The 26194-nt window shown below is 59.4% G+C and carries 19 protein-coding genes, 1 tRNA gene and 1 pseudogene; 15 read left to right on the forward strand and 6 right to left on the reverse strand.

The window, feature by feature from the left end; all coding sequences use genetic code 11:
* Genes AAFN47_RS16885 through AAFN47_RS16900 form a run of 4 tightly spaced genes read left to right on the forward strand, consistent with a single transcriptional unit; the run spans position 1 to position 4763 of the window.
* Positions 1-519 (forward strand): TRAP transporter small permease, encoded by a 519-nt coding sequence (locus AAFN47_RS16885; protein WP_499810419.1) that lies wholly within the window; start codon positions 1-3, stop codon positions 517-519.
* Positions 512-1867 (forward strand): TRAP transporter large permease, encoded by a 1356-nt coding sequence (locus AAFN47_RS16890; RefSeq protein ID WP_499810420.1) that lies wholly within the window; start codon positions 512-514, stop codon positions 1865-1867. Before AAFN47_RS16885 ends, AAFN47_RS16890 begins: the two co-directional genes overlap by 8 nt.
* A 20-nt stretch (positions 1868-1887) precedes the next feature.
* Positions 1888-3600, forward strand: coding sequence for a thiamine pyrophosphate-requiring protein (locus AAFN47_RS16895; RefSeq protein WP_499810421.1), 1713 nt, complete (start codon positions 1888-1890; stop codon positions 3598-3600).
* A gap of 50 nt (positions 3601-3650) precedes the next feature.
* Positions 3651-4763, forward strand: a complete 1113-nt coding sequence (locus AAFN47_RS16900; RefSeq protein ID WP_499810422.1) for a 5-methyltetrahydropteroyltriglutamate--homocysteine S-methyltransferase — start codon at positions 3651-3653, stop codon at positions 4761-4763.
* A gap of 12 nt (positions 4764-4775) precedes the next feature.
* Here the strand turns inward: AAFN47_RS16900 and AAFN47_RS16905 are convergent.
* Positions 4776-4852: transfer RNA gene (locus AAFN47_RS16905), tRNA-His, on the reverse strand.
* A 241-nt stretch (positions 4853-5093) separates the two neighbouring features.
* Between AAFN47_RS16905 and AAFN47_RS16910 the strand changes: the two genes are divergently transcribed.
* Both AAFN47_RS16910 and AAFN47_RS16915 read left to right on the forward strand, forming a co-directional pair.
* The gene (locus AAFN47_RS16910) at positions 5094-5588 is read left to right on the forward strand and encodes a twin-arginine translocation pathway signal (RefSeq protein WP_499810423.1); all 495 of its coding nucleotides are present in this window, start codon (positions 5094-5096) and stop codon (positions 5586-5588) included.
* 19 nt (positions 5589-5607) lie between these two features.
* Positions 5608-6279 (forward strand): ferric reductase-like transmembrane domain-containing protein, encoded by a 672-nt coding sequence (locus AAFN47_RS16915; RefSeq protein WP_499810424.1) that lies wholly within the window; start codon positions 5608-5610, stop codon positions 6277-6279.
* Between the two features lie 39 nt (positions 6280-6318).
* Here the strand turns inward: AAFN47_RS16915 and AAFN47_RS16920 are convergent, their stop codons facing one another.
* A complete protein-coding gene (locus tag AAFN47_RS16920) occupies positions 6319-6771 on the reverse strand; it encodes a phasin family protein (RefSeq protein WP_499810425.1) in 453 nt (150 codons plus the stop codon).
* Positions 6772-7087: 316 nt separating this feature from the next.
* Here AAFN47_RS16920 and AAFN47_RS16925 point away from each other — a divergent pair, with 316 nt between their 5' ends.
* Both AAFN47_RS16925 and AAFN47_RS16930 read left to right on the forward strand, forming a co-directional pair.
* Positions 7088-10510 carry an ATP-binding protein gene (locus tag AAFN47_RS16925; protein ID WP_499810426.1) on the forward strand — a complete coding sequence of 1141 codons (3423 nt, stop codon included), beginning with the start codon at positions 7088-7090 and terminating at the stop codon, positions 10508-10510.
* A gap of 94 nt (positions 10511-10604) precedes the next feature.
* Complete coding sequence (locus AAFN47_RS16930) at positions 10605-12293, forward strand: ABC transporter permease (protein WP_499810427.1); 1689 nt, start codon at positions 10605-10607, stop codon at positions 12291-12293.
* Here AAFN47_RS16930 and AAFN47_RS16935 read toward each other — a convergent pair.
* Positions 12281-15375: pseudogene (locus AAFN47_RS16935) on the reverse strand (efflux RND transporter permease subunit). The gene AAFN47_RS16930 and the pseudogene AAFN47_RS16935 sit on opposite strands and share 13 nt — an antisense overlap.
* Positions 15372-16523: an efflux RND transporter periplasmic adaptor subunit gene (locus AAFN47_RS16940; RefSeq protein ID WP_499810428.1), complete on the reverse strand. Its 1152-nt coding sequence runs from the start codon at positions 16521-16523 to the stop codon at positions 15372-15374. The pseudogene AAFN47_RS16935 and the gene AAFN47_RS16940 overlap by 4 nt, the downstream one beginning before the upstream one ends.
* Positions 16524-16662: 139 nt before the next feature.
* Between AAFN47_RS16940 and AAFN47_RS16945 the strand changes: the two genes are divergently transcribed.
* The 6 genes from AAFN47_RS16945 to AAFN47_RS16970 all read left to right on the forward strand — a co-directional run bounded on the left by AAFN47_RS16945 (position 16663) and on the right by AAFN47_RS16970 (position 22481).
* On the forward strand, positions 16663-17223 hold the full coding sequence (locus AAFN47_RS16945) for a TetR/AcrR family transcriptional regulator (protein ID WP_499810429.1): 561 nt from the start codon (positions 16663-16665) through the stop codon (positions 17221-17223).
* A gap of 394 nt (positions 17224-17617) precedes the next feature.
* Positions 17618-18352 carry a GntR family transcriptional regulator gene (locus AAFN47_RS16950; RefSeq protein WP_499810430.1) on the forward strand — a complete coding sequence of 245 codons (735 nt, stop codon included), beginning with the start codon at positions 17618-17620 and terminating at the stop codon, positions 18350-18352.
* A 93-nt stretch (positions 18353-18445) separates the two neighbouring features.
* Entirely contained in the window at positions 18446-19852 is a 1407-nt protein-coding gene (ligM, locus tag AAFN47_RS16955; protein WP_499810431.1) for a vanillate/3-O-methylgallate O-demethylase, read from the forward strand.
* A 146-nt stretch (positions 19853-19998) separates the two neighbouring features.
* Positions 19999-20583 carry a type 2 periplasmic-binding domain-containing protein gene (locus AAFN47_RS16960; RefSeq protein ID WP_499810432.1) on the forward strand — a complete coding sequence of 195 codons (585 nt, stop codon included), beginning with the start codon at positions 19999-20001 and terminating at the stop codon, positions 20581-20583.
* A 70-nt stretch (positions 20584-20653) separates the two neighbouring features.
* Complete coding sequence (locus AAFN47_RS16965) at positions 20654-21550, forward strand: hypothetical protein (protein WP_499810433.1); 897 nt, start codon at positions 20654-20656, stop codon at positions 21548-21550.
* A 43-nt stretch (positions 21551-21593) separates the two neighbouring features.
* Entirely contained in the window at positions 21594-22481 is an 888-nt protein-coding gene (locus tag AAFN47_RS16970; protein ID WP_499810434.1) for a methylenetetrahydrofolate reductase, read from the forward strand.
* A gap of 92 nt (positions 22482-22573) precedes the next feature.
* Here AAFN47_RS16970 and AAFN47_RS16975 read toward each other — a convergent pair whose 3' ends face one another.
* The gene (locus AAFN47_RS16975; protein WP_499810435.1) at positions 22574-23203 is read right to left on the reverse strand and encodes an NAD(P)-dependent oxidoreductase; all 630 of its coding nucleotides are present in this window, start codon (positions 23201-23203) and stop codon (positions 22574-22576) included.
* A 64-nt stretch (positions 23204-23267) separates the two neighbouring features.
* Between AAFN47_RS16975 and AAFN47_RS16980 the strand changes: the two genes are divergently transcribed.
* Positions 23268-23858 carry a TetR/AcrR family transcriptional regulator gene (locus AAFN47_RS16980; RefSeq protein ID WP_499810436.1) on the forward strand — a complete coding sequence of 197 codons (591 nt, stop codon included), beginning with the start codon at positions 23268-23270 and terminating at the stop codon, positions 23856-23858.
* A 227-nt stretch (positions 23859-24085) separates the two neighbouring features.
* Here AAFN47_RS16980 and AAFN47_RS16985 read toward each other — a convergent pair whose 3' ends face one another.
* Entirely contained in the window at positions 24086-26038 is a 1953-nt protein-coding gene (locus AAFN47_RS16985) for an acetoacetate--CoA ligase (protein WP_499810437.1), read from the reverse strand.
* Positions 26039-26194 lie beyond the last annotated feature (156 nt).

Raw genomic sequence — 26194 nt, forward strand, 5'->3', positions numbered from 1 at the left:
GTGACGGCAGACGAAAAAGGCGGCGCCGGCCCGATCGGCGCCGCTCGCAAAATCATTCATGGTTGGGCTCTGCTGGGCGGCTGCGTTCTTCTCGCCGTCGTCGCGATGAACATGATTTCCGTTATCGGCAGCGTCGTCTGGAAGCCGTTTCCGGGCGATTTCGAGATGACCGAGGTGGGCGTGGCGATAGCCGCTTTCTCCTTTCTGCCCTATTGCCAACTCACCTACAGCAATGTGACCGCAGATATTTTCACGTCTCGCGCCTCGCCGCGCACGATCGCTTTTCTGACCATGATCGCCTCTATCGTCGCGCTTCTATTCAGCCTGCTTCTATGCTGGAGGATGTTCGACGGCATGCTCGATCAGAAGGAATATGGCTACACGACAGCCATTCTACAGTTCCAGCACTGGATGGCCTTTATCCCCTTTCTGATCTCGCTGGCCCTGCTTGCCATCGCCGCCCTGATCACTTTCGGCGAGAACGCAGCGGTGCTCGCAGGGAAGACATTTGATGACTGAGGCGATTTCTCTCGGCGTCGGCAGCCTTGTTGTCCTTGTCGCTCTGATTGCGCTCCGCATGCCGATCGCATATGCGATGATCCTCGTGGGCGGCGTCGGCATCGCCATCGTCAACGGGCCATCGCTGCTGATGAACCAGCTCAAGACGCTCGCCTATGGGCAATTCTCGATCTACGATCTTTCGGTGGTGCCCATGTTTGTTCTCATGGGCGCCCTGGCCGCCAAGGCGGGGTTGAGCCAGGCCCTGTTCCGGGCGGCGAACGCATGGCTCGGGCGTTTGCGCGGCGGCACGGCGATGGCCGCAATCGCGGCTTGCGCGGGCTTTGGCGCCGTTTGCGGATCGTCGCTCGCGACGGCCTCCACCATGGGCCGCGTGGCCTTGCCGGAACTGCAGCGTTACAATTATTCCGGCGCGCTGGCCACCGGCACGCTCGCAGCCGGAGGCGTTCTCGGCATCCTCATTCCGCCCTCGGTCGTCCTGATCATCTACGCGATCATCGTCGAGGCCAATATCGTCACAATGTTCATGGCCGCCTTCATTCCCGGCATTCTGGCGGTGATCCTTTTCCTTTTAACGATCGCGATCTACGTGTCTGTTGTGCCTGATTCCGGCCCCGCCGGCGGCGCCAGCGACAGAAGCGAATTCGTACGCGCGACGGTTGGCGTCATTCCCGTTCTGATTATCTTCGGACTGGTCATCGGCGGAATTTACGCGGGCCTGTTCAATCCGACGCCGGCTGCGGCCGTCGGAGTGACGCTTGTCTGGCTTTATGGCGCATTGCAGCGCAAGATCAGCTTCGGCGACATGAAGGACGCCCTGAAGGAAACCGCCGGCACAAGCGGCATGATCTATCTGATCCTGCTCGGCGCGGAACTCCTGAAGATCTTCATGTCGCGGATCAACCTGCCGCAGGCGACGGCCGAATGGATTTCCACCTCCGGTCTGACGCCGATGATGGTGATGGTGCTGCTCTTGATCGCGTTGATCCTGCTCGGTTGCCTGATGGACAGCCTGTCGATGATCCTGCTGGTTATCCCGTTTTTCTGGCCGGTGCTGATGGAGATCAACGGCGGCATCTATCAGGGCGCCGACGGCGCCGGATTTGGCATGAGCACGGAAGATCTGAAGATCTGGTTCGGCATCCTCGCGCTCATAGTGGTCGAACTGGGGCTGATTACGCCGCCAGTGGGGATGAATGTGTTCGTCATTTCCGCGTTGGCGAAGAATGTTCCGATGATAGAGACCTTCAAGGGCGTCATGCCTTTCTTCTTCGCCGAGATTATTCGAGTGGTTATCATCCTGCTGTTCCCGGCGCTGACGCTGTGGCTACCCCAGTTACTCAGGTGAACTGCGAAACGGATTTGAAAATGGACGCGAAATCGCAAGAAGACGTCACTGCCGGCGGCGCCATATTCACCCGACTGAAAGCGCTCGGCGTCGACTATGTCTTCGCCAATTCCGGCACGGACTTTCCGCCGATCATCGAAGGGTTGGCGGAAGCCGCCGCCCGGTCGATCGAGCTCCCGCAGGCAGTGACCATTCCGCACGAACACGCCGCAGTTGGCATGGCGCATGGATACTACCTGATCTCCGGCCAGGCGCAGGCGGTGATGCTGCACACCAATGTCGGGCTTTCGAATGGCGCAACCGGCGCCATCAATGCAGCCTGCGAACACATTCCCATGCTGATGATGTCCGGACGCACGCCGGTGACGGAAGGTGATCGCTTCGGCGCACGGACGGTGCCTATCGGATGGGGACAGGAAATGCGAGACCAGGCCGCGCTGGTGCGCGAGGCCTGCAAGTGGGAATACGAACTGAAGTTTCCGGAGCAGATCGCCTCCCTGCTGGACAGGGCGCACGCCATCTCCAATTCCACCCCGAAAGGCCCTGTCTATCTATCTCTGCCCCGCGAAACTCTGTGCGAACAGATTCCCGCCGCCAATCTCGAACAACCTTCAACGATCGCCCCGGTGGTCGGCGGTCCCAATTCAAGCGACATAGAAACCGCGGCCGACTGGCTGGCGACGGCTGATAATCCGCTTGTGATCGCGCAGCGGGGCGCTGGAGACGAGGCGAGTTTTCAGGCATTCGCCGATTGGGCGGAGGAATGGGGCATTGCCGTCAGTTCCTGGTGGGCGACGCATCTCGCCATTTCCACGGAACATCCCTGTCATGTGGGAGCCGATCCCGGTTCATGGATGGAGAAGGCGGACGTCGTCGTCATCCTCGACAGCATCGCGCCCTGGTGGCCGGACATGCACAGGCTTCATCCGACGGCTCGCGTGATCAATATCGGCCCAGACCCGGTTTTCAGCCGCTTCCCGGTTCGAAACTTCCGGTCGGATCTCTCGATCGCGGGTGAAAGCAGCGAGACGTTGCCAGCGCTCATTGCGGCAATGAATCGTCGCGAACGAAACCTGAAGGCGCTGCAAAAGAGACGAAGCACGCTGGCGGAAGCCTCAGCCGCCTTCCGCAAGAAGATACGCGAAGACGCCGCCGCAAGAAACGCGCAGGGAATCACCAAGGCCTGGGCGAGCAAATGTCTGGGCGAAGCCCTGAAGGGTAAAAAATCCAGCGTCTTTTCGGAGTTGGGCACAATACTGGGCGTATTGGAGAGGATCGAGCGAAATTCCTGGTTCCAGGAGCCGCATTCAGGCGGTCTGGGCTGGAGCTTTCCCTGCGCGATGGGCGCGCAGCTCGCAGATCCGGACCGGCTTTGCGTCGCCACCATGGGCGACGGCTCGTACATGTTCGCCAATCCCACAGTCTGCCACCAGATCGCCGAGGCGCTTGAGCTGCCGGTGCTCATCATCATCCTCAATAACGAGGAGTGGGGCGCAGTGCGCGCATCCGTTACGGGCCTCTATCCGGACGGTTACGCTGCGAAAGCCAACAAGATGCCGCTGACCGCGCTGAAACCCTCTCCCGACTTCACACTGACGGCGGCGGCAAGCCGCGGCTGGGCGAAGAAAGTCTCGAAGGCCGAGGACCTTCCCGGCGTTCTCGAAGAGGCGATCGCCGTGGTCGAAAACGAACGCCGTCAGGCGCTGGTGGAAGTCGCCACTCTTCCCGGCTAAAGCAACGCGCCCTATTTCAGAACCGGTTTAGAACTAGCAAGGAAACATCAATGTCCGATCTCACCCCTCCGTTTCGCGCCGATCACGTCGGCAGCCTGCTGCGCCCGGCGAGCGTCGCCGAAGCGCGCAAGAAATTTCAGGAGAACGCAATCACCGCGGACGTACTGAAATCAGTCGAAGACGAGGCTATCAAGGACGTTATCCGCATGCAGGAGGACGTGGGGCTCAAGGCCGTGACCGACGGTGAATTCCGCCGGTCATTCTGGCACTACGACTTCATGGGCATGCTGACCGGATTCAACCTGGAAGAACGCGACGAGGGCGTCCAATTCGCCGGCGTGAAGCTTCGACCGATTTTTCCGACGATTTCCGGAAAGCTCGATTTTCCCGATGATCATCCGATGCTCGAACATTTCAGGTTCGTGGCGGCCAACACCAATGTCGTGCCGAAAATCTCTATCCCGGGACCGAGCTGCTGCCATTTTCGGACAGCGCCAGCGGACATAAGACCCGCCGAATACAAGGACGCCGACGTGCTGTTCAGCGATATCGCGGCAACCTACAAGAAGGCGGTCCAGACCTTCTACGACGCCGGCTGCCGGTACCTGCAGATGGACGATATCTTTTTCGCCTATCTGTGCGACCCGAAGCACCGGGAAGAAAAGAAGTCGCAAGGTCAGGATCCCGACTGGCTGATAGACCGCTACGCCTGGATGATGCATGAGGCGATCAAGGACAGGCCTTCGGATATGGTGATCGGCATGCACATGTGTCGCGGCAATTTCAAATCGACCTACGCGGCCGAGGGCGCATACGATCCCGCCGCCGACGCCGTCTTCAACAAGACGGGCGTCGACATCTTCTTCATGGAGTACGACACGGACCGCGCCGGCGGTCTGGAGCCGCTACGCCTGCTGTCCAAAGGCAAGCAGCGCGTTTTGCCCGGTTTCATCACGACGAAAACCGGTGAGCTCGAGTCGATCGACGATCTGAAGAGGAAGTTCGACGAGGCGTCGCAATACGTCGATCTCGACCAGCTGGGCATCGCGCCGCAATGCGGTTTCGCCTCCACCGAGGAAGGCAACGCGGTGACCTTCGACGACCAGCGCCGCAAGCTTGAGCTTGTCGTGGAGACGGCCAGGACGATCTGGGGCGAGGTTTAGGGATTTCGGAAGTGGTACGGTTGGGTGGGCTCGAACCACCGACCTCTGGATCCACAATCCAGCGCTCTAACCAACTGAGCTACAACCGCATGGCGGGGTCATCCGTTCTGAACGCGTGACATACGGCGACGGAATCAATTTGGCAAGACCAACTTGGAGCGGAACTGCAAAAATGCAGCTCCGCATCCGCGTCGGCTCGTGGTTGCGCCGACGTGGAACCCTCACAGAATTGTGCGACGCCATCATGTTCCGCTGATCCGACATCTCATGTAGGATCGTATGTAAGGGGACATGGAGGATGATAATTCAGTATTAAAGAGCGAAACCACTATGAAATCTCCTTTCTACAATCGTCGTTCCTTTCTTTTATCCGCCGGCCTGGCGAGCGCCTTCACGGCGCTGGAACCCGTTGGGCTGCTCTCGCCAGCAAGAGCAAGCGGACTTGCGCCGACCCGGTCGATGCGCGGCGGCAGCAACAATTACAGACCGAATGCGCCCATGGTCGATCGTCTCGGATCGGGTTTCTGGGTTTCCGGCACTGTTCGCCGCGCAGGCGACGGCGCGCCACTGAAGGGCGTGCGCATCCAGATCTGGGCCGCGACAACGCTCGGCGGAGAACGGGAACCGCGAAATCACGGCAGCGTGCTGACCGCAGCCGACGGCAGCTTCCGACTTGAAATGGAGCAGATCGTTCCCAATTTCGGTCAGCCGCATGCGCACCTCGCCTATGATGACGGCGCGTACGAGACTGTCTTCCTGCGCCCCGTTATGCCGAGCGCAAGCGACACGTCAGTCAGTACGGAGTTTGTGCTCGCGCCGGTTTGACGCCGCAGAACGTCCGCCCATGACGAAATCCGCAAGACGCGCGGTCGCCATCGCGATGTGGGTCGTACTCGCGATCGTGATGATCGGACCCATCCTGATTGCCGCAAACAGCCCGTATCTGTCCTACCGCAACACAGCCTATATCATCGGTGGTTTTGCCGGAATCGTCGGCTTGTCGCTGCTGTTGATCCAGCCATTGCTCGCCGCAGGATACCTGCCGGGCGCAAGGGCGATCACCGAGCGTAAATGGCACCGATGGGTCGGGACGGCGATTGTCGCCTGCGTAGGCCTCCACATCGGAGGGCTTTACATCACGAGTCCTCCCGATACGCTGGACGCGCTTCTGCTTGTCTCGCCAACCGCTTTTTCTGTTTACGGGGTTATCGCCATGTGGGGGATCGTGCTGACGGCGGCGCTCGTCATTCTGCGTCACCGCCTGGGATTACGCTATGCGACGTGGCGTCTTGTCCATAATGGTCTGGCTGCGATCGTCGTTGCCGCGACCGTCACCCATGCGCTGCAGATTGAGGGCGCAATGGAAAGCCTTTCGAAATGGGGGCTTTGCCTCGCCGTGATCGCGGCAACCGGCGCCACGCTGATCGATCTTCGTCTCATCAGGCCATTGTTCGCCCGGAGGCGCGGTTGGAGAAACCACGGCTCCGACGCCAGAAAGCAAAAGGCCGGCGAGTAAACCGCCGGCCTGGAATTCATTCTCTGTCAGGAACTGAAGTTACGCCTTGAAGCTCTTGGCTGCCTTTTCATAGGCGGTCTTGCCCGGCTTGGAGACATCTTCGGCGACCTTGCGCGCGGTGTCCTGGAAGCCCTTGACCTGGTTGACGGCGCTCTCTGCCTGGCTGCGAACAAAGGCAGACTGGAGTTCAATGAACTCGGCGACCGACTTGACGCCCATCAGTGACTCGAGGTGCGTCAGCGAGCTGTCGGCGGTTGACCGAACGGAGTCGATGGCCTTGAGACCCATCTCAACGGTTCCGGCCTGAGCGGATTCCAGAGTCTGCTCAACCGTCTTTGTAGCATCTTCGGCAGCAGTCTTGAACTTGTCATAAGCTTCCTTCGACTGGCTCATGCCCTTCTCGGTGAATTCGCGATAGGACACGCCGAACTTTGCGGGATCGAAAGCGGTGAATGCAAATACGTCTTCAGTGGTGGTTTTTTTGGTAGCCATTTTGGCGCTCCTTCCTTGGGCCCTCTCTAGAGGCGCCCGGTTTCATCTGCTTCGAATCCTATATAGGACATCTTTTTGTGCATTGCAACATTTTTTTGCGCTGCACAAAAATCCATTAACCCTGTTGGCACTAATTCCGGCTTGAAAGGCCTCGGAAAGCCGCCATCATATGGACCCGAACCCTCAAGCGGACTATTAACAGACTATTAATAATAAGGCAGGCTTCGGAACCGGCGCGCCGGTGGCAGCCTTTAATATGAATACGCTCAGCAGATCCATGAATTGGCTGCAGACGAGTTGAAACGTAGGTGAGAGAATGCCTTCACGGCAATATCCCTTCATCGACATAGCGGTTCATGACCGGATCCGGGAAGGCTTCGCCAGTGGCGACGCACAAGTGCTGCTCGCGCAGAACCTGACGGATTTGCTTTGGGTGAACGGCGCCGGCGCTCATCTCTTCGGCTACGCCAATCTCTACGACTTTCTGGAAGAAGGCCTTGCCTCAGGATCGGCCACCTTCAGGCAAATTCAAAGCGCCACTCGATCCGCCGATCGCTCCGACCCGTCGACCCAATACCGATTTGCGATGCGCATTGGCTCAGGCTTTCGTCGCCCCATGCTTTCGGCCGGCATGGAGCGGATACAGCTTTCCGGTGGAGAGCCCGCCTATTTGCTGACCTGTTCGCAGGAGAAAGCATCCGATACGCCGCAGGACCGGGCCGGTCACATGATCAGCGGTTTCGAGGACACGGGCACGCATGCGGCGGTGCTGGATGGAGAGGGGCGCGTCGTCGCCTCCACACAATCATTCCAGCGGCTGGGGATGGAAGACGCGGCCCGAAAGCGCCTGATCGAGGATGTCGCCCGCGATACCGACAGGCTGGTCAAACACCCGGTGCGCACCGCGCTCGGCTATCTTCCTGCGGCCATAGCGCGGATCGACGACGACAACGAATTGCACCTGATGTTCGCCGTCGAAATGTCGATCGGAAATCTGGACCCGGCGCCTGAACCGGAAGTCTCGCCTGATATTTCGGAGCCTGAAGGTAAAATCGAAGCCGCGTCGGAAACCGAGACCGATACGCTCGAAACGGAGCTGGACCAGTCCGCAATTTCAAAGCAGACGCCGGGCGCGGATATCGACGACCCCGCTCCGGTTCAGCCTTCGGAGACGGCAGAAGTATCGGTAGAAAAGAATATCTACCCGCCTTTGTCGGAGACGGAAGGCGAAGCAAAGCCTGTTCGAGACGAAAGCGCGGAGTCTACCGATAAAGGCGCCGAGAATGAGCCTCCCTCGGAAGCGCCGTCAGAACCAGATGACGCGTCGGAAACAGAATTGGCGGAGACTGTAGCCGCGGCGGCGGACAGCTTCGTATTCAACCCGCATAATCGACCGGTCCGCTTTCTATGGAAAATCGACGCGGAAAGACAGTTCACCGAAATATCGCCGGAGTTCGCCGATGTGGTCGGCCCGAACGCCGCCGATGTCATCGGCCGCAAATTCAGCGATGTCGCGCAGGTTTTCAATATCGACCCGAAGCATGAGATCGTCGAGTTGCTGCAGCGTCGCGACACCTGGTCAGGCAAGACCGTGTTCTGGCCCGTTCAAGGAACAGAGCTTCACGTGCCGGTTGATCTCGCGGCATTGCCCACCTATTCGCGTGATCGGGTGTTTGACGGCTTCCGCGGTTTCGGCATCGTGCGTTGCGGCGATGCGCGCTACGACCCAGAGCGCATAGGCCTGGCCCTGACCGACGACGCCAGGCCAGCAACGACAGCGACCCCGGCGGCGACAACCGGTCCGCAGACCGCATTGGAGAGTGATATTTCGAATGAGGATGCGGACCTGTCCGCTGAACCAGGCGAGACCATTGACCGCGATGACACGACAGATCAGCCCGAATCCGAAAAGGTAATACAACTCGAAGATCGCCGCACCAAGCCGAGGCCCGGCCTAAGCAATGCCGAGAAAATGGCGTTCCGGCAAATTGCTGAGAAACTTGGACATGCGGCCGACGAACTGTCAGCTTTCGGCAAGAGAAGCAATTCGGATATCGAAGAGCCAACCGAGCCGAAACAGGCCGTCAGCCAGGAAGAACCGGGTACGCCAGTCGCCAATGCGGATACGCCCTTTGACGACAGCGACGAGACAACGCCGCCGCCGGAAGAAGAGCTTCCCGCATTTCCCGCGCCCGAGCCCGCGTCCGGTCGCGAGCTGTTCGCCGACGAACTGGACCGGATCGACGTTCCAACCGTCATTCACAATGGATCCAGCATCTATTTCGCCAATGACTCCTTCAAGGCGCTGACGGGTTTCGATGGCGCAGAGGAAGTCAACGCGACGGGCGGACTTCCCGTCATCCTTGGCCGCGTGGAGGACGATGACGATCTGGACGCCGAAAGCGCGGCGATGACGTTGCATACGCTGCACGGCCAGTCCGTCGAAGTCGATGCGAAATTGCGATCGGTGATCTGGGAGGGAAAAAAGGCGCTGATGCTGACATTTGTTCCGTTGGCGACCGATGTAGCGCAGCCCCCGGAAGAACCGACTCCTGTTACGGAAAAGGAACAGGACCTCGCCTCGGAGAGCGACCCGGCCGAAGCCCGGAAGGTTGCTACGCTGGAAGTGGAAGTGAACGAGCTGCGCTCGATCCTGGAAACCGCAACCGACGGCGTGGTGCTGCTCGGCGAGGACGGAACGATCCGGTCTCTCAACCGGTCAGCGTCGGCGCTGTTCGATTACGACGAGGATGAAATTCGCGCCAAGCCGTTTTCCTATCTGTTCGCGCATGAAAGCCAGCGCGCCGTCAGGGACTATCTCGCCAGCCTTTCCGATCATGGCGTGGCCAGCGTGCTCAATGACGGCAGAGAGGTTATCGGGCGCGAGGCGTCCGGGCGTTTCCTGCCGCTTTTCATGACCATCGGCCACCTGTCCGGTTCGAACGGACATTGCGCCGTCATGCGCGACATCACCCAATGGAAACGGGCCGAAGAGGAATTGAAGAGCGCCAAGCGCGAAGCGGAATCGGCCAGCCTCCACAAATCGGAATTCCTGGCCCGGGTCAGTCACGAAATCCGCACGCCGCTAAACGCGATTATCGGCTTTTCCGATCTGATGGCCGAACAGCGTTTTGGTCCGATCGGCAGCCCCCGTTATGTGGAATACGCAAACGACATAGGGCGTTCCGGCAAGCATGTGCTGGAAATCGTCAATGATCTGCTCGATATCTCCAAGATCGAGGCCGGCGAACAGGAACTGGACTTCGCGGCCATCTCGCTCAACCAGACGCTGCTCGACGCCGTGACGATTCTCCAGCCGCAGGCGAACAGGCAGCGCGTCATCATCCGCACCAGTCTGTCATCCGCGGTGCCCGATGTCGTCGCCGACCGACGGTCGATCAAGCAAATCGCGATCAATATTCTTTCGAACGCGGTGCGTTTCACGCCGGCCGGCGGACAGGCGGTTGTCTCGTCCTCCTATGAGAAGGACGGCGGCGTCGTCGTACGCATTCGCGACACAGGCGTCGGAATGTCGGACCAGCAACTGGCCGACGCAATGAAACCATTCCGCCAGGTCTCGGAAAGCGCGCGTCCGCGCGGAGAAGGCACGGGTCTCGGCCTGCCGCTCGCCAAAGCGATGACCGAGGCCAACCGGGCCCAGTTCTCGATGGATTCAAAACCGGGCGACGGCACTATTGTAGAAATCCGCTTTCCCCCGCAGCGGGTGCTGGCGGAGTAGCAAGCTTATCCAAGCAGACTTGCGCTTAAACGCCGATTTGTGGAAGAAGACGCGGAAAGCCGCATCCGGATCCGTTGGCGCAAGATAAAGACAGATGGCTCATTTCCCGTTGACTGCTTCACGATCCGCGCGCAGCGGCGCAGGCCTGCCGGTTCTTGCGCTCGTCATTTCGGTCTTCGTCCTCATTCCCGTCGTCGCGCTGTTCGTCATCGCCCTGACCGGATCTTCAGAGGACTGGCCGCACCTGATCCGTTATGTAATTCCTCAGTCGATCTGGACTACGGTTCTCCTGCTCTTGGGCGTCGCGGTCCTGACGGGCTCGATGGGAATTCTTTCGGCCTGGCTCGTCGTCTCCTGCGATTTCCCGTTTCGCCGGTTGCTTTCCTGGGCGCTTGTCCTGCCGTTTGCTGTTCCGACCTATCTCGCCGCCTACGCCTATGTCGAATTCCTCGACTATACAGGCCCCGTTCAAAGCGCGATCCGGGCGATCTTCGGATACACGTCAGGCTCGCAATACAGTTTCCCTGAGGCAAGATCGCTCTGGGGAGCGGCGATGATCCTCTCCTTCGTGCTCTTTCCCTATGTCTACCTGACCTGCCGCGCCGTCTTCCTGATGCAGGGCAAGGCGGCTGTCGACGCCGCCCGGACGTTGGGCGTCGGGCGGCTGGGCGCCTTCTTTCGCGTACAATTGCCGATGGCGCGCCCTGCTCTCGCCATCGGGATAACGCTCGCGCTGATGGAATCGCTGAACGATATCGGCGCTGTGGAATATCTGGGCGTCAACACGCTTACGTTCTCGATCTACGACACATGGCTTAATCGCGGAAGCCTCGCCGGCGCCGCCCAGATCGCCTGCGCCATGCTGATCATCGCCTTCGGATGCGTCGTCTTCGAACGATGGGCGCGCAGACGCCAACGCTTTAATGTTACGCGCACAACCGGAGCCGTTTTCGACACGGTTCCGCAAAAATTGACTGGCCCTGCCGCGTGGGCGGCGACGGTCGCTTGCGCGCTGCCAATTCTCGCGGGCTTTGGAATTCCCTTCTATATCCTTGGCGGCTTCGCTCTGAAGAGACTGGAGCAATTTTCCGGCGACCGGCTCTACGCCGCACTGTTTGACAGTCTCTACGTCTCTACGGTCACCACGCTCATCACCGTCGTGGTGGCGTTCGTCATCGCCTATGCGGCGCGGGTGTCCGGCAGCAGGATCGTCGCCTATACCGGCCGCATCGCGTCCTTCGGTTACGCCATTCCCGGAACCGTGCTGGCGCTCGGCGTCCTGATCCCTCTGGCGGGTCTGGACAATCTGATCAATCTCGCCTCCGAACAGATGTTTGGCGTCAAAGTCGGATTGCTTCTGACGGGATCAGGCGCCGCCATCATCTACGCATGCAGCATCCGTTTCCTGACCATGGCGGAAGGATCGGTGGATGCCGGATTCCACAAGCTGTCGCCCAATCTCGACATGGCTGCGCGGACACTCGGGCGTAACCGAAGCCAGACCTTCATCTCAGTGCTGCTGCCGATGATGCGCCCGGCGGCGATGACCGCCGCGCTTCTTGTGTTCGTCGACACGATGAAGGAACTGTCGGCCACGCTGCTTCTCAGACCGTTCAACTTCAACACGCTGGCGACCCTGGTCTATGAAGACGCGTCACGGGCGCGCGTCGAGGACGCCGCGCCGGCGGCGCTGATCATCATGCTCGTCGGCATCCTACCCGTTATACTGATTTCCAGGACAGCGATCCGGCGGCCATCCGCCGCTCCGCTTTACAGAGGTTGAGCGGTTTCTTTCTTCGTCGCGTCCGACCGATCCTGAGGGGTCTCGACGGGAGCGCCGAGTTCCTTGCGGGAAATGAAGGTGTAGAACATTGGCACCACGAACAGGGTGAACGCCGTTCCGACGAGGATACCGGTGAAGATCACCAGTCCCATGGAATACCGCGCCGCCGCTCCTGCGCCTTCGGCGGTGATCAGAGGCACGACGCCGAGCGCCATTGCGGCGGTCGTCATGAGAATCGGACGCAGCCGCACCTTCGCGGAAGCGACAATCGCCTCTCGACGTGACAAGCCGTTTTCCTCGCGCTGCTGATTGGCGAATTCGACGAGCAGGATCCCGTGTTTGGTGATCAACCCGACCAGCGTGATGAGGCCCACCTGCGTGTAGATATTGAGAGTTCCTAACCCGATATTGAGCGGGATTATCGCCCCGAATATCGACAGCGGCACCGACATCAGGATGATGAAGGGATCGCGGAAGCTTTCGAACTGCGCGGCCAGAACCAGGTAAATGATGACAACGGCCAGAATGAAAGCAATCAGGATCGTGTTGCCTTCCGTTTTCTCCAGCCGGGACTGACCCGAATAGTCGATAAAAAAGCCTTCGGGCAGCAGGGGCCGGGCGACATCCTCGATCAACGCCAAGCCTTCGCCGGTTGTCACTCCGGGAAGCGGCAGGGCCGAAATCGTCGCGGAATTGAGCTGGTTGAACTGTTCGATCGCCGCTGGAGACGCATTGGTTGAAATCTTTAAAACCGCCGACAACGGCACCATGTCGCCTGTAATGCTTCGGACGAAATACTGTCCGACTGCTTCCGGATTGTTACGGTAGCGATCGGGCACCTGCATGATGATGTCGTAGCTGTTGGAGTCGCGATCGAACTGCGCAATCGAGCCGCCGCCGACGAGCAGTCCGAGCGTCGTGCCGATGTCGCTGATCGGCAGATTCAGCGAAGCCGCGCGATCCCGGTCAATCGTCACGGTGACTTCCGGCGCATCATAGGCCAGCGAGTTCTGGACGACGATGAAACGTCCGGACGCCATCGCCTCATGCTTGATTTGCTCGGCGACCTCGTAGACCTGGCTCGGATCCCCGATCGACTGGATCACCACGGAAATCGGCAAACCGCCGCCGGATCCCGGCAAGGAAGGCGGAGAAAAAACCAGCGCCTCGACGCCGGCGACCTTTGAAAGCCGCGCCTGTATATCGGCCTGGATCTCCTTTTGCGACCGGTCGCGTTCGCTCCAGTCCTTGAAGGCCCAGACGGCGATTGCGCTGTTGGTCTGTCCGGAAAATCCGACGATCTGGAAGTCCTTGTCGAGTTCCGGAATGTCCTTCGTCAATTCGCGAATCTGGTCGGCGTAGAGGTCGGTGTATTCGCTGGTCGCGTAACGCGGCGCATTGATGAGCGCAAACAGTGCGCCGGCGTCTTCCTCGGGCGCGAGTTCGCTCGATGTCTTGGTGAACATGAAGACCGTGACGCTCACAAGAGCAATGACGACGAGAAGCGTGACCGGTCTATATTTCAAAGACCCGGCGACAAGCCGCTCGTAGCGTTCGGAAATCCATTCGAAACAGCGGTCGACGAAATTGGCGAACCTGCTTTGCTGTCCGGCTTTCAGGAGACGCGCGCTCATCATCGGCGTGATCGTCAGGGCGACGATGCCGGAAATGATCACCGCGCCCGCAAGCGTCAGGGCGAATTCCCTGAAGAGAGCGCCCGTCAGACCGCCGGTAAAGGCAAGCGGCGCGAACACCGCGGCAAGCGTGATCGTCATGGCGATGACGGCGGAGGAGATCTCCTGCATTCCGGTGAAGGCGGCCTGCATGGGCGACAGGCCTTCCTCGATATGACGATGAATGTTCTCGACGACCACGATTGCATCGTCCACCACCAGGCCGATCGCCAGCACCATGGCCAGCAGCGACAGCAGGTTGAGCGAATAATCCATCATCAGGAGAAGGAAACAGACGCCGATGAGGGACAGAGGAATCGTCACCACCGGCATGAGCACCGATCGGAATGAACCCAGGAATAGCAGGATCACAACGATCACGATGATCACGGCTTCGCCGATGGTCTTGAAGACCTCCTCGATCGAGGCGCTGATCGTTTCGGTGGAGTCGTAGACCAGGGCGATCGACATGCCCTCCGGTAGGCTTGCCTGGATGGCCGGCAACTCTTCAATGACGGCGGACGCGGTATCGAGCGGATTGGCCGCCGGCGTCTGGTAGATGCCGACGAAGGTGCCGCCCTGTCCGTTGATATTGACGATGGTGTCGTTGTTTTCGGCGCCGAGTTCGACCTCGGCGACGTCACGCAGCCGCACCACCTTGCCGTCTTCCGACTTCACCGGCAGTTCGGAAAAGGCGTCCTCGGTCTGCAACGTCGATCTCAGTGTAATGGAATAGGCGACGTATTCGTTCTCTGTCTTGCCAGGCGCGGACAGGAAGTTAGACGCATTGATGGCGGCGAGAACTTCGGACGCGGTAATGCTGTGGGCGGCGAGTTTTACGGGGTCGATCCAGACCCTCATCGTGTATCTGCGGCGCCCAGGATCTGGACGTCGGCGACGCCTCTGACCGTGGACATGCGGGGCCTGATGACGCGTTTGATGTATTCGGTCAACTGCTCCGAAGTCATGTTCGGGTTCTGCATGGACAGATACATCAGCGCGAAGGTCTGGCCCGTTCCCTTGACGATCGTCGGGTCGCGCGCGTCCGCCGGAAGATCGCCGCGCACCTGCTGCACTTTCGAGAGCACCTCCGTAAGGGCGACGTCCGGATTTGAGCCAAGGCGCATGTGAACCGTTACGACGCTTGTCGACGGCAGGCTTTGAGACGTGACGTAGTCGATGTTTTCCGTCGTCGCGACGGCGGCTGCGACCGGTGCGCTTATAAAACCCTGGACGAGATCGGGGCTCGCGCCCGGATAGACCGTCGTGATGGTGATGACGGTTTCCTCGACCTCGGGATATTCGCGGATCTGCAGGTTGAAGATGCCCTGGAAACCGAGAATGAGGATAAGGAACGCCAGAACCGTCGAGAGAACCGGACGCTGTATGAATATGTTCGAGAAGTTCATTCGGCGTCCGTCTGTTTGGCAGCGACTGCGCCTGGATTGATGGCGTTGTCGACTGTTACAGTTGCGCCGTTGGAAAGGCGGTTCTGCCCTGCCGTAACCACTGTATCGCCAGCGGATAGGCCTTCCGGTATCTCGACCCAGCCAAGGCTGCGACGGCCTGGTTTCACGAAGATCTGTTTGGCGACCAGTCGGGCCGGCGCATCACCCTCGGACCCAGCCGCATCACCGTCTGCATCTTCGGCGTTGCTGACGCGATAGACATAGTCTCCATAGAGACTCGTGATCAGCGCCGTCTGCGGAATGGCGAGGATATTCTCTTCTTCAGGAAGCTTGACCCTGACCTGTACGAACTGACCGGGATTGAGCTTTCCATCCGGATTGGTGATGATTGCGCGCACCGAAACCATGCGGGTGACGGGGTCGACTTTCGGATCGATGCCGGTGATCGAACCGGTGAACGGCATGTCGTCGGGGGTTATTCCGAATACCACGTCCTGCCCGATCTCCAGATCGTCGAATCGTTGTTCGGGAACCGTGAAATCCACCCGCATCGTGTCGAGATCCTGCAACGTGGCGATCACCGTGCCGGGTGAAACGTACTGTCCCGGATCAACGCGCGGGATACCTGTGGTTCCGGAAAAAGGCGCCTTGACCTGTTTCTGGTCGAGCACGGCCTGCGCCTTGGTCGACAGAGCCGCCGACACCGAGGCCGTCGCCTGGGCGTTTGTGACGCTGACCTCCGAATTCACGCCGCGTTCGCGCAATTGCTCGGCGCGTTCCAGCGTTTGCCTGTCGAGCGCGGCCTGCGCCTCGACTGAATTCAGATCCGCCCGCTCGACGTCGTCTTCGAGCTGGACGAGCAGAGTTCCCTTCTCAACGTGCTGGTTTGCGTCGAAGAGAATTTCGCGCACCACGCCGGTCGTTTCGACTGTCAGATCGACGCCCTTCGATGCGCCTACCGTTCCTATAGCCATAATTCCCGGATTCCAGGTGATCGGTTCGACCTCCATGGTCGAAACGGTTACGGGCGGCGCCTGCATATTCGCAAAAAACTGCTCGATCGCCTGATCGCGAAACATGTTGAAGCCGACGATGCCGCCGACGACGATCGCAAGCAGGATGATGGCAATGATGAAACGCTTGATCACGGGAACCTCTGCGTGGACGAAGATCAAATGACATTGGCCCATTGCGGCGACAGGCGAATAGTGTCCAGATTCATCCTAACTGTACCGTCTGGACGGTAATGTCAAATGGATTTATTATCATTAAATAGAGAGGAAATGAATGTCAGGCAACAGACCGAGTTCAAGATCCAGGATACTTGCAGCCGCGGCGGCGCTTGCCCGCGACGCCGGTCCGGGCAGGCTTTCTCTCGATGCGGTCGCCGCTCGGGCCGGAGTATCCAAGGGCGGGCTTCTGTACCATTTTCCGAGCAAGGCCGCGCTGATGGCTGGCCTCGTGGAAGACTATATCGCCGAATTCGAAGCCAAACTCGATTCGGCGATAACAGAAGGCGACACCGAAGAGGCCTTGATGAAGGCCTATATCGCCCTGTCCCTGAAATCGCTCGACGAGAAGCAGCCTCCGGCCTCCTGGATCTTCTCCGCCATGGCCGAGGATCCGGATTTTCTCAAACCGGTCAACGAATTCCGGCGCAAACTGCTTCAAAGGCTGCTTTCGGGATCGGCGGATCGAACAAAAGCCCTCATGGCTTACCTGGCGATCGAAGGCATGCACAGCTTGAAGCTGTTCGGATCGGACCAGTTGTCGGGAGAAGACCGGGATATGATCGAGGATCATCTTCTGTCTCAGTTAAATGAACAGCCAACCTCGAGCAGGCAATAAAAAAAGTGCGCCGGAGCGCACTTGAGAAATTTGCTGAGCTGTAAAGCAGGTTTCGCCCGTAGAACCAACGTCGCCTGAATTCGTGACTGAACACAGAAGTGGTTCAGACACGCGAACAATACGGAAGCGACCGTAAACGCTTCCTTAACAAAACTGATCAAATCGTAACCAGCAAGCGGCTCTGTAAAGGTACGGTTAATTTCCTGTTTACTTTCGATTAACCATGAAACATTGGCGTTGACGCAGTGCGCCGCGTTTGGCTGCCTTGCATTTTTTACCGTCGGGTCGTCTGGCGGTGAATTGCCGCCACGGATCTGATTTTCCTTTTTCCGGAAATCGTGTATACATTCTATCTGAAACTCGCTGAGAACAGACAATAGAGGAAACCGCGAGAATGAGCCAGAACACGGCAGCCACCCACGCCGCGCGAACGGTCATAGAACTGCGTGAAAAGATCATAAGCGGTCAACTCACAGGCGGTACGCGCCTGTTCGAAGTCCCGCTTGCTGAAGAGTTGCAGATATCGCGGACGCCGCTGCGCGACGCCATGTCCAGGCTCACGGAAGAAGGTCTGCTGGAAAGGCTGAAGAATGGCGGCTTCGTCGTTCGGACTTTCACGATGGACGACGTCGTCGACGCCATCGAATTGCGTGGCGTTCTGGAAGGGACCGCGGCGCGTCTGGCGGCGGAGCGCGGTGCGGCGCCGGAACTTCTTTCGCGCATGGAAAGTCTGGTTTCCGAACTCGACAATTGCTTCGGAAAAGCCCACAATACGGTGGATTTCGAGCAATATTCCGAACTGAATGCCGAGTTCCACCAGGTTCTGGCGTCGCTGTCCGGCAGCGACATGGTCAAGCGGGAGGTGGAGCGTGTTTGTCGCCTGCCTTTCGCATCCCCGTCGGCCTTCCTGCCCGACCGGTCCGATATCGTGGCGTTCCGTCGTTCGCTGCAGGTGGCGCAGGAGCAGCATCGCGCGATCGCCGCCGCCATCGCCGCGCGCGAGGGCAGTCGCGCCGAACATCTGGCGCGCGAGCATGCGCGCACCGCAAGACGCAATCTCGATTACGTGCTCAGACAGGAAGCAAACCTCAGGGACCAGGTGCCAAGCCTGGCGATCGTCTCCAACTGACCAGTGCTGATGGCGATACCGTTTTAGACTTGCGTCCGATCCATAATTCGGGCAGTTATGTATACACGGAACTGCTATATGGGAGGATAAGATATGACTGTATCCAGTCTAGAAGACGTTCTGCGCAGAAGCGGCAACACTGTTGATCACCTGCGCAACTCGACAATCGGCATGTATGTGTACCCGGTCGTGGCGCCGGAATTTTCCAACTGGCGCGACGAGCAGCGCGCCTGGCGCGATACGGCTGTGCTGTTCGACCAGACCCACCACATGGACGAACTGATTGTCGAAGGACCGGATGCGGCTGCATTTCTGGAACATGTCGGCATCAACAGCTTCGCCAATTTCGATCTCAACCGCGCGAAGCATTTCGTCCCGGTCACGCCGGCTGGCCATGTCATTGGCGACATGATCATTTTTCGCGAGCGGGAAGACAAGTTCGTGCTCGTTGGCCGCGCGCCGACGGCGAACTGGGTCAAGTTCCAGGCGGCGATCGGCAAATGGAAGGTGCGGCTTATCCACGATCCGCGCTCCGACAGCCGGCCGGACGGCAAGGCGATCTACCGCACGCATTACCGTTTCCAGATCCAGGGCCCGGACGCCAACAAGATTTTCGACAAGATCAACGGCGGCGCCATTCCCGACGTGAAGTTCTTTCATGTCGACTGGATCAACATCGGCTCCAAGCGGGTTCAGGCTCTGCGGCATGGCATGGCCGGCGCGCCGGGTCTCGAAGTGTGGGGACCCTATGCCGACAAGCACTACATCCAGTCCACGATCCTGGAAGCCGCGCGGGACGTCGGCGTCGATCTGCGCCAGGTGGGCAGCCGCGCCTATTCGACGAACACGCTGGAATCCGGCTGGATTCCGTCGCCGTTGCCGGGCATCTACACGGGCGACGGAATGATGAAGGAATATCGTGAGTGGCTGGGCGCGGACAGCTACGAAGCGGCCGGCTCCATCGGCGGCAGCTACGTCAGCGACAATATCGAGGATTACTACGTCAATCCGTTCGAACTCGGCTACGGCTTCTATATCGGATGGAAATCCGACTTCATCGGCAAGGACGCGCTGACGAAGATGAAGGAAGGCAAGAACCGCAAGAAGGTCACCTTCGAATGGAATCGCGACGATGTGCTCAAGGTGGTTGCTTCCGGCTTTGAAGGCGGCACGCCCTACAAGTGGATCGATTTCCCGCAGCCGAACTACGCTTCGACCAGCGCCGACATGATCATGAATGGCGACCGGATGGTCGGCATGTCGATGTTCAACGGCTATTCGTTCAACGAACGCTGCGTGCTGTCGCTGGGTGTGGTCGATGACGCGGTGCAGGAAGGCGACGTGCTGACGCTCGTCTGGGGCGAACCGGAGGAAACCCAGAAAACATCCACCGAAAAGCACAAGCAAACGGAAATCCGGGTGCGCGTATCGCCGACGCCCTACGCCAGCGAAGCGCGCGATAACTACGCGGAAAGCTGGCGCACCAAGAAGTCGGCCTGATGTTCTGACAGGCGCGGGAACGCCAGGCCTCCCGCCGGCCGGAAACGGCCGGCGGCTACAATACGAGGAGGAATGCCCAGTCACGGGATGCGGGAGCGTTCTCGATTCACTTGGCGGGAAAAGTATCATCAATCAGGAGGATAGTGATGAATATCAATCGCATGTTCGGCGGCCTTTCCTCGGCCACGGTCACCGTTGCCGCCGTTGTGGGACTGTCAAGCCCGTCGTCGGCGCAAGAAACGCTCAAGCTCGCGCATTTTGTGCCGCCGGCGCATATCGTCACCCGATCCGTGGTCGAGCCGCTGGCCAATGGGCTCGAGCAGGATTCCAGCGGCGAGTTGAAGATCCAGGTCTATCCGGGCGGCGAGCTCGGAGCAGGCCCGCTTGAACAATATGTCCGCGCGCTGCAGGGAGTGGCGGATATCACCTGGGGTCTGCAGGGCTACACGTCATCCCAGTTTCCGAAAAGCATGATCGTCGAAATGCCGGGCGCAATGGACGGCATGACGGGCTACGACATGATCTGGAACGCCTATGACGAACATCTCAAGGATGAGTTCCCCGGCACCAAGCCGCTGGCTCTTTGGGCTTCCGAACCGATTATCTTCATCATGAAGGATTACGACGTTCGCACGCCCGACGACATCAAGGGACTGAAGATCAGGGTTTCCGGCTCCACCGCCGCGGCCACTGTCGAAGCGCTGGGCGCAACGCCCGTGCAGCGGCTATGACGTCACGGTCGAACGCGATATCCGGACACTGGAAAACCCCGACAAGCCCCGCAAGACATACCGCTACGAGGTGCAAGGGCCGAATGCGCTGAAGCTGCTGGAGACAGTGAACGAAGGCGGGCCACTGACGACAAAATTCTTCAATATGGGTGAAATCACGATAGCCGGATGCACGGCCCGCACCCTGTCGCACGGCATGGGCGGCGCACAGGGACTGGAGCTCTGGGGGCCGTTTGAAGAAGGCGCAGCAGTCAAGGCAGCGCTCCTGAAAGCCGGAGAGGCGTTTGGGCTGCGGCAGGTCGGTTCGCGCGCCTATTCCACGGCCGCCGCTGAATCGGGCTGGATTCCCTCTCCTCTGCCGGCGATCTTTACCGGCAAGGACATGCAGGCCTATCGCGAATGGCTGCCGGCAAACGGTTTCGAGGGCGTCTCCTCGCTCGGCGGCAGCCTGATGTCGGACAATGTCGAAGATTACTATCTGACGCCCTGGGATCTCGACTATGGCCGCGTCGTCAAGTTCGACCACGAATTCATCGGTCGCCAGGCGCTTGAAAAGATGGCGGGCGGCCCGCACCGTCGCAAGATGACGCTGGTCTGGAACCGCGACGACGTGCTGTCTGTGTTCGCCGGCATGATGGATGACGGGGATCTTCCCGCCAAAGTTATGGAAATGCCGGCCGCTCACTACGCCACGCATCCCTATGACCGTGTCCTGGACGGGGGAAAGGATGTCGGCGTCTCGATCAGTCCGGTGTTTTCGGCCAACGAACGCGCCTGGATATCCCTCGCGATCCTGGACGAGGCGGCCGCGCAACCGGGCGCAGAAGTCAGCGTGCTGTGGGGAGAACCGAACGGCGGCAGCGCCAAGCCCAACGTCGAGCCGCACCGGCAGACAACTGCGCGCGCAACCGTGCAGCCATGGCCAATTCACGAAGCCAGCCGAAAGTTCTACAGGACCCAGTCATAAACCGTTGCGCGCCCCACGGCGGCGAATGTAAGGAGAAGTCGATATGAACAAGCCCAGCGCAGACAGGAAAATCGAGGCGTCGATCGAGGTGTCGCCGAGACAAGCCGTCGAATCGGCCGATCTGCCGGGGCTCTTTCCCGCGGGCGTTCGCGTCTACATCACCGATGTCGGATCCGATCCGACCGAAACGCTTGTCGCCGCTGCGCGCCGCGTGCATGACCTCGGCTACTCCCCGGTTCCGCATTTTGCATCGCGCCGACTCACAAACCGGCAGGCGCTGGAGGATCGCATCAAGGCAATGGCCGAAATGGCCGGCGTGCAGGACGTTCTCGTCATTGGCGGCGGGCTCGAAAAGCCGGCGGGCGATTTCTCTTCGAGCATGGAAGTGCTGGAGACCGGTTATTTCGACAAATACGGCGTCACCGATATCGGCGTCGCAGGCCATCCGGAGGGAAGTCCGGATTTCTCGGAGGAAGTGGCGCTGGAAGCGCTGCGTTTGAAAAAATCCTTCGGCGAACGCACCGACGCCAAAATCCGCGTCGTCACGCAGTTCGGTTTCGACGGCGACAAATTTATCAGGTGGGCGGACAGCCTGAAGGATCACGGCGTCGATCTGCCGGTGCATCTCGGAGTCGCCGGACCCGCCAAGATCACCACCCTGATCAGATATGCGGCGATGTGCGGCGTTGGCAATTCGCTGGCCTTCTTCAAGCGAAATACGCGATCACTCACCATGCTCGCCACAAGCCACTCGCCGGAAGACGTGGTGGCGCCGATCGAAAACCACGTTTTGTCGCGTCCCGGAACGCCCATCCGGCAGATACACGTCTTTCCCTTCGGCGGCGTCAAGAAATCGTCGGAGTGGCTTGTGGATCGCGGAAGTTGGCGGCTGTCGCCGCACAAGGTCAGGAACGAAACCGCGGAAACCTGATTGTCTGGGACGAGGCCCGGACAATTGCCTGTCGCCCGCCATGGTGCGGCGTGACGGGCGACAGGACGGCGAGTTCGCAAAAACACAGATGATCAGTCGGAGATACCGACGGCCCGGTTGACATAGGCTGTGTCCTTCAACTGCCGTTTCAGGAACTCCGCAACGTCGCTGCGGGATATCGACAGGGCGAGGTTGCGTTCGCCGGCTCCAAATCCTTCCCTGTATCGCCCGGTGGCCGGATTGTCCGTAAAGGCGCTCGGGCGCACGATCGTCCAGTCAAGGCCGCTGGCCCGAACCAGTTGCTCCTGCAATTCATGATCCCGAAACACCGGGCGCAGGATCAAACCGAACATGATGCGTTTCCAGAAGAAGTTCAGATTGCCCCAGCTTTCGTGCGCGCCGAGCGTCGACTGGCAGATCAGCCGCCGCACCCCGCGCCGCTGCATCGCCTGGATGACGTTCAGCGTGCCTTGCGACCGGACAACCCCCTTGCGCGACATGCCCGACCCAAGGGTGACGACCACAGCTTCGTGACCGCTGACTGCGTTCGCCACGGCCTCCGGATCCATGACGTCTCCTGCAACACGCGTAAGGTTCGGGTTCGAATTCCTCAGCTTTTCGGGATGACGCGCAAAAGCAGTTACCTCGCACCCTCCGGCAAGCATTTTATCGACAGCAAGGCGGCCAACGGTTCCGGACGCACCGAAAATGACGACTTTCATAATAATCTCCTGACTTGACACGATGTAAAGTTGACATGTTGTCAATTAGTGATAACTTTACACCATGTCAAGCAATAAGCCCGATACTCGCACAAAAATTCTCGAATCCACCTGGAAACTGCTCGAAACCACGACCGGCGACGACGTGCGCATGTCCGACATTGCGAAAGAGGCCGGCGTCAGCCGGCAGGCGGTCTATCTGCATTTTCCGAACAGGGTCGATCTGCTGATCGCGACGACCCGCTACCTGGACGAGGTGAAGGACGTTGACGGACGCCTGGCCGCAAGCCGATCGGCGACGACAGGGCTGGCGCGGCTGGACGCCTTCATCGAGGCCTGGGGCAATTATATTCCCGAGATTTTCGGGGTCGCAGCGGCCTTGCTGGCGATGCAGGACAAGGATCCGGCGGCGAAAGAGGCCTGGAGCAACCGCATGCAGGCCGTGCGCGAGGGGTGCGAGGAAGCCGTAAAGGCGCTTGATCGAGACGGCCGACTTAGGCCCGAACTCGACGCTGACAAGGCGACTGACCTCTTATGGACCCTTCTGATGGTTCATAACTGGCGACAGCTCACCGTCGCCTGCGGCTGGACGCAGGAGGCCTATGTGGACGCCATGAAGGCGCTTGCACGCCGAATGCTGGTTTGTGAAACCTGACCTAACGCAGCTCTTCCAGATTTGAGAAAAGCTCGAGCGCTTCGGGATTTGCTAGGGCTTCCTTGTTAGGCCCGAACTCGACGCTGACAAGGCGACTGACCTCTTATGGACCCTTCTGATGGTTCATAACTGGCGACAGCTCACCGTCGCCTGCGGCTGGACGCAGGAGGCCTATGTGGACGCCATGAAGGCGCTTGCACGCCGAATGCTGGTTTGTGAAACCTGACCTAACGCAGCTCTTCCAGATTTGAGAAAAGCTCGAGCGCTTCGGGATTTGCTAGGGCTTCCTTGTTCTTGACCTCGCGTCCATGAACGACGTCGCGCACTGCAAGTTCGGTGATCTTGCCCGACTTGGTTCTCGGAATATCCTTCACCGCCAGAACGACGGCCGGGACATGCCGCGGGGACGCGCCGGTGCGAATGCGGCTCTTGATCCTCTTCACAAGATCCTCATCCAGTTCGACGCCGTCGGACAGGCGCACGAAGAGGATGACCCGCACATCGTCGTCCCAGTCCTGGCCGATGCATATGGCCTCGACGACCTCGTCCATCTGTTCGACTTGATTATAGATTTCGGCAGTGCCGATGCGCACGCCACCAGGATTGAGCGTGGCGTCCGAGCGCCCGTGTATGATCATTCCGCCATGCCCGGTCCACTCGGCGAAATCGCCGTGGCACCATATATTGTCGAAACGATCGAAATAGGCCGAGTGGTATTTGCTTCCGTCCTCGTCGTTCCAGAATCCGACCGGCATGCAGGGGAAAGGCCGCGTACACACGAGTTCGCCCTTCTCGAGACGCACCGGTTCGCCAGCCTCGTTCCATACATCGACCGCCATGCCGAGACCGGCGCCCTGGATTTCGCCTGACCAGACAGGCCTCACGGGAACGCCAAGCACGAAGCAGGAAACAATATCCGTGCCGCCCGAAATCGAGGCGAGATGGACGTCGTCCTTGATTCCTTCATAGACAAAGTTGAAGCCCTCCGGGGAAAGCGGCGACCCCGTGGACGTCATCATTCGCATGGTTGAAAGATCATGCGAGGTCTTGGGCGTGAGCCCGGCCTTGCGGACCGCATCGATGAACTTCGCCGAAGTGCCGAAAATCGCGAATTTCTCTTCCGCGGCGTAGTCGAACAGGATGTTTCCGTCCGGATAGAACGGCGAACCGTCATAGAGACACAGCACGGCCTTCGAGGCGAGGCCCGACACCAGCCAGTTCCACATCATCCAGCCACAGGTCGTGAAATAGAACAGCCGCTCGTCGGGCCGCAGGCTGCAATGCAACTGCTGCTCTTTCAGATGCTGCAGCAGCGTGCCGCCTGCCGAATGGACGATACATTTCGGGATTCCCGTGGTGCCAGAGGAAAACAGGATGTAGAGCGGATGATTGAACGGTAGCCGCGTGAAGGCGACGTCGCGGCTCTGGAACGGCCCGATAAAATCCGACAGCGTCGCTGCATTGTCGAGCGCGCCGGCGAGTTCGGCAGCGTCGCCGGCATAGGGAATGACGACGGTCTTCAAAGGCTTCAACGCCTTTTCGACCGTCTTCAGCTTTTCCGAAACATCCTGCTTCTTGCCATTGTACCAGTAGCCGTCACAGGAAATGAACAGTTTCGGTTCGATCTGGCCGAAACGGTCAAGCACGCCCTTGTCGCCGAAATCCGGAGAACACGATGACCAGATGGCGCCGATGGACGCCGTGGCGAGCATCGCCGCGATCGTTTCCGGCATGTTCGGCATCATGGCGGCGACGCGATCGCCCTGCCCAACGCCCAGATCCCGCATCGCCTGTTGCAGCCGCGAGACGAGACTGCGCAACTCGTCCCAACTCATTCGCGAGCGGACCTTTTCCTCTCCCCGAAAGATGATGGCGTCGCCGTCGCCGCTGCCCGACAGAAGGTTTTCGGCAAAGTTCAGCTGGGCGTCGGGAAAGAACGCCGCGCCCGGCATGGCGTCGCCGTCGACGAGAAACCGCTCGCCCTTCTCGCCCACCACGCCACAGAAATCCCAGACGCACGACCAGAAAGCTTCGCGATCATTCACGGACCAGTCGTACAGCGCGTCGTAATCGGAGAGTTCCTGACCGGTAGCCTTTGCACAATGACGCGCAAATGTGGTGACCGTTGCGTTTTCAATCGCTTTGCTTGACGGCGCCCACAATGGTTTTTGATCGGTCATCTACCCCTCCGATAGTGAAAACGGACTGTTACGAAAATGTTGCTTACTCCAGCGATGGGCTACAGATCAATTTGCTGCAGCCATAATTTCACGCAAAAGCCGGTCGGTCTGTCGAAATATCTCTGGTAACCGGTCTCGCGGATTCGGATCGCAAAA

It is taken from the genome of Hoeflea sp. CAU 1731, from assembly GCF_039888615.1.
In the GTDB taxonomy this organism is placed as follows: Bacteria; Pseudomonadota; Alphaproteobacteria; order Rhizobiales; family Rhizobiaceae; genus Flavimaribacter.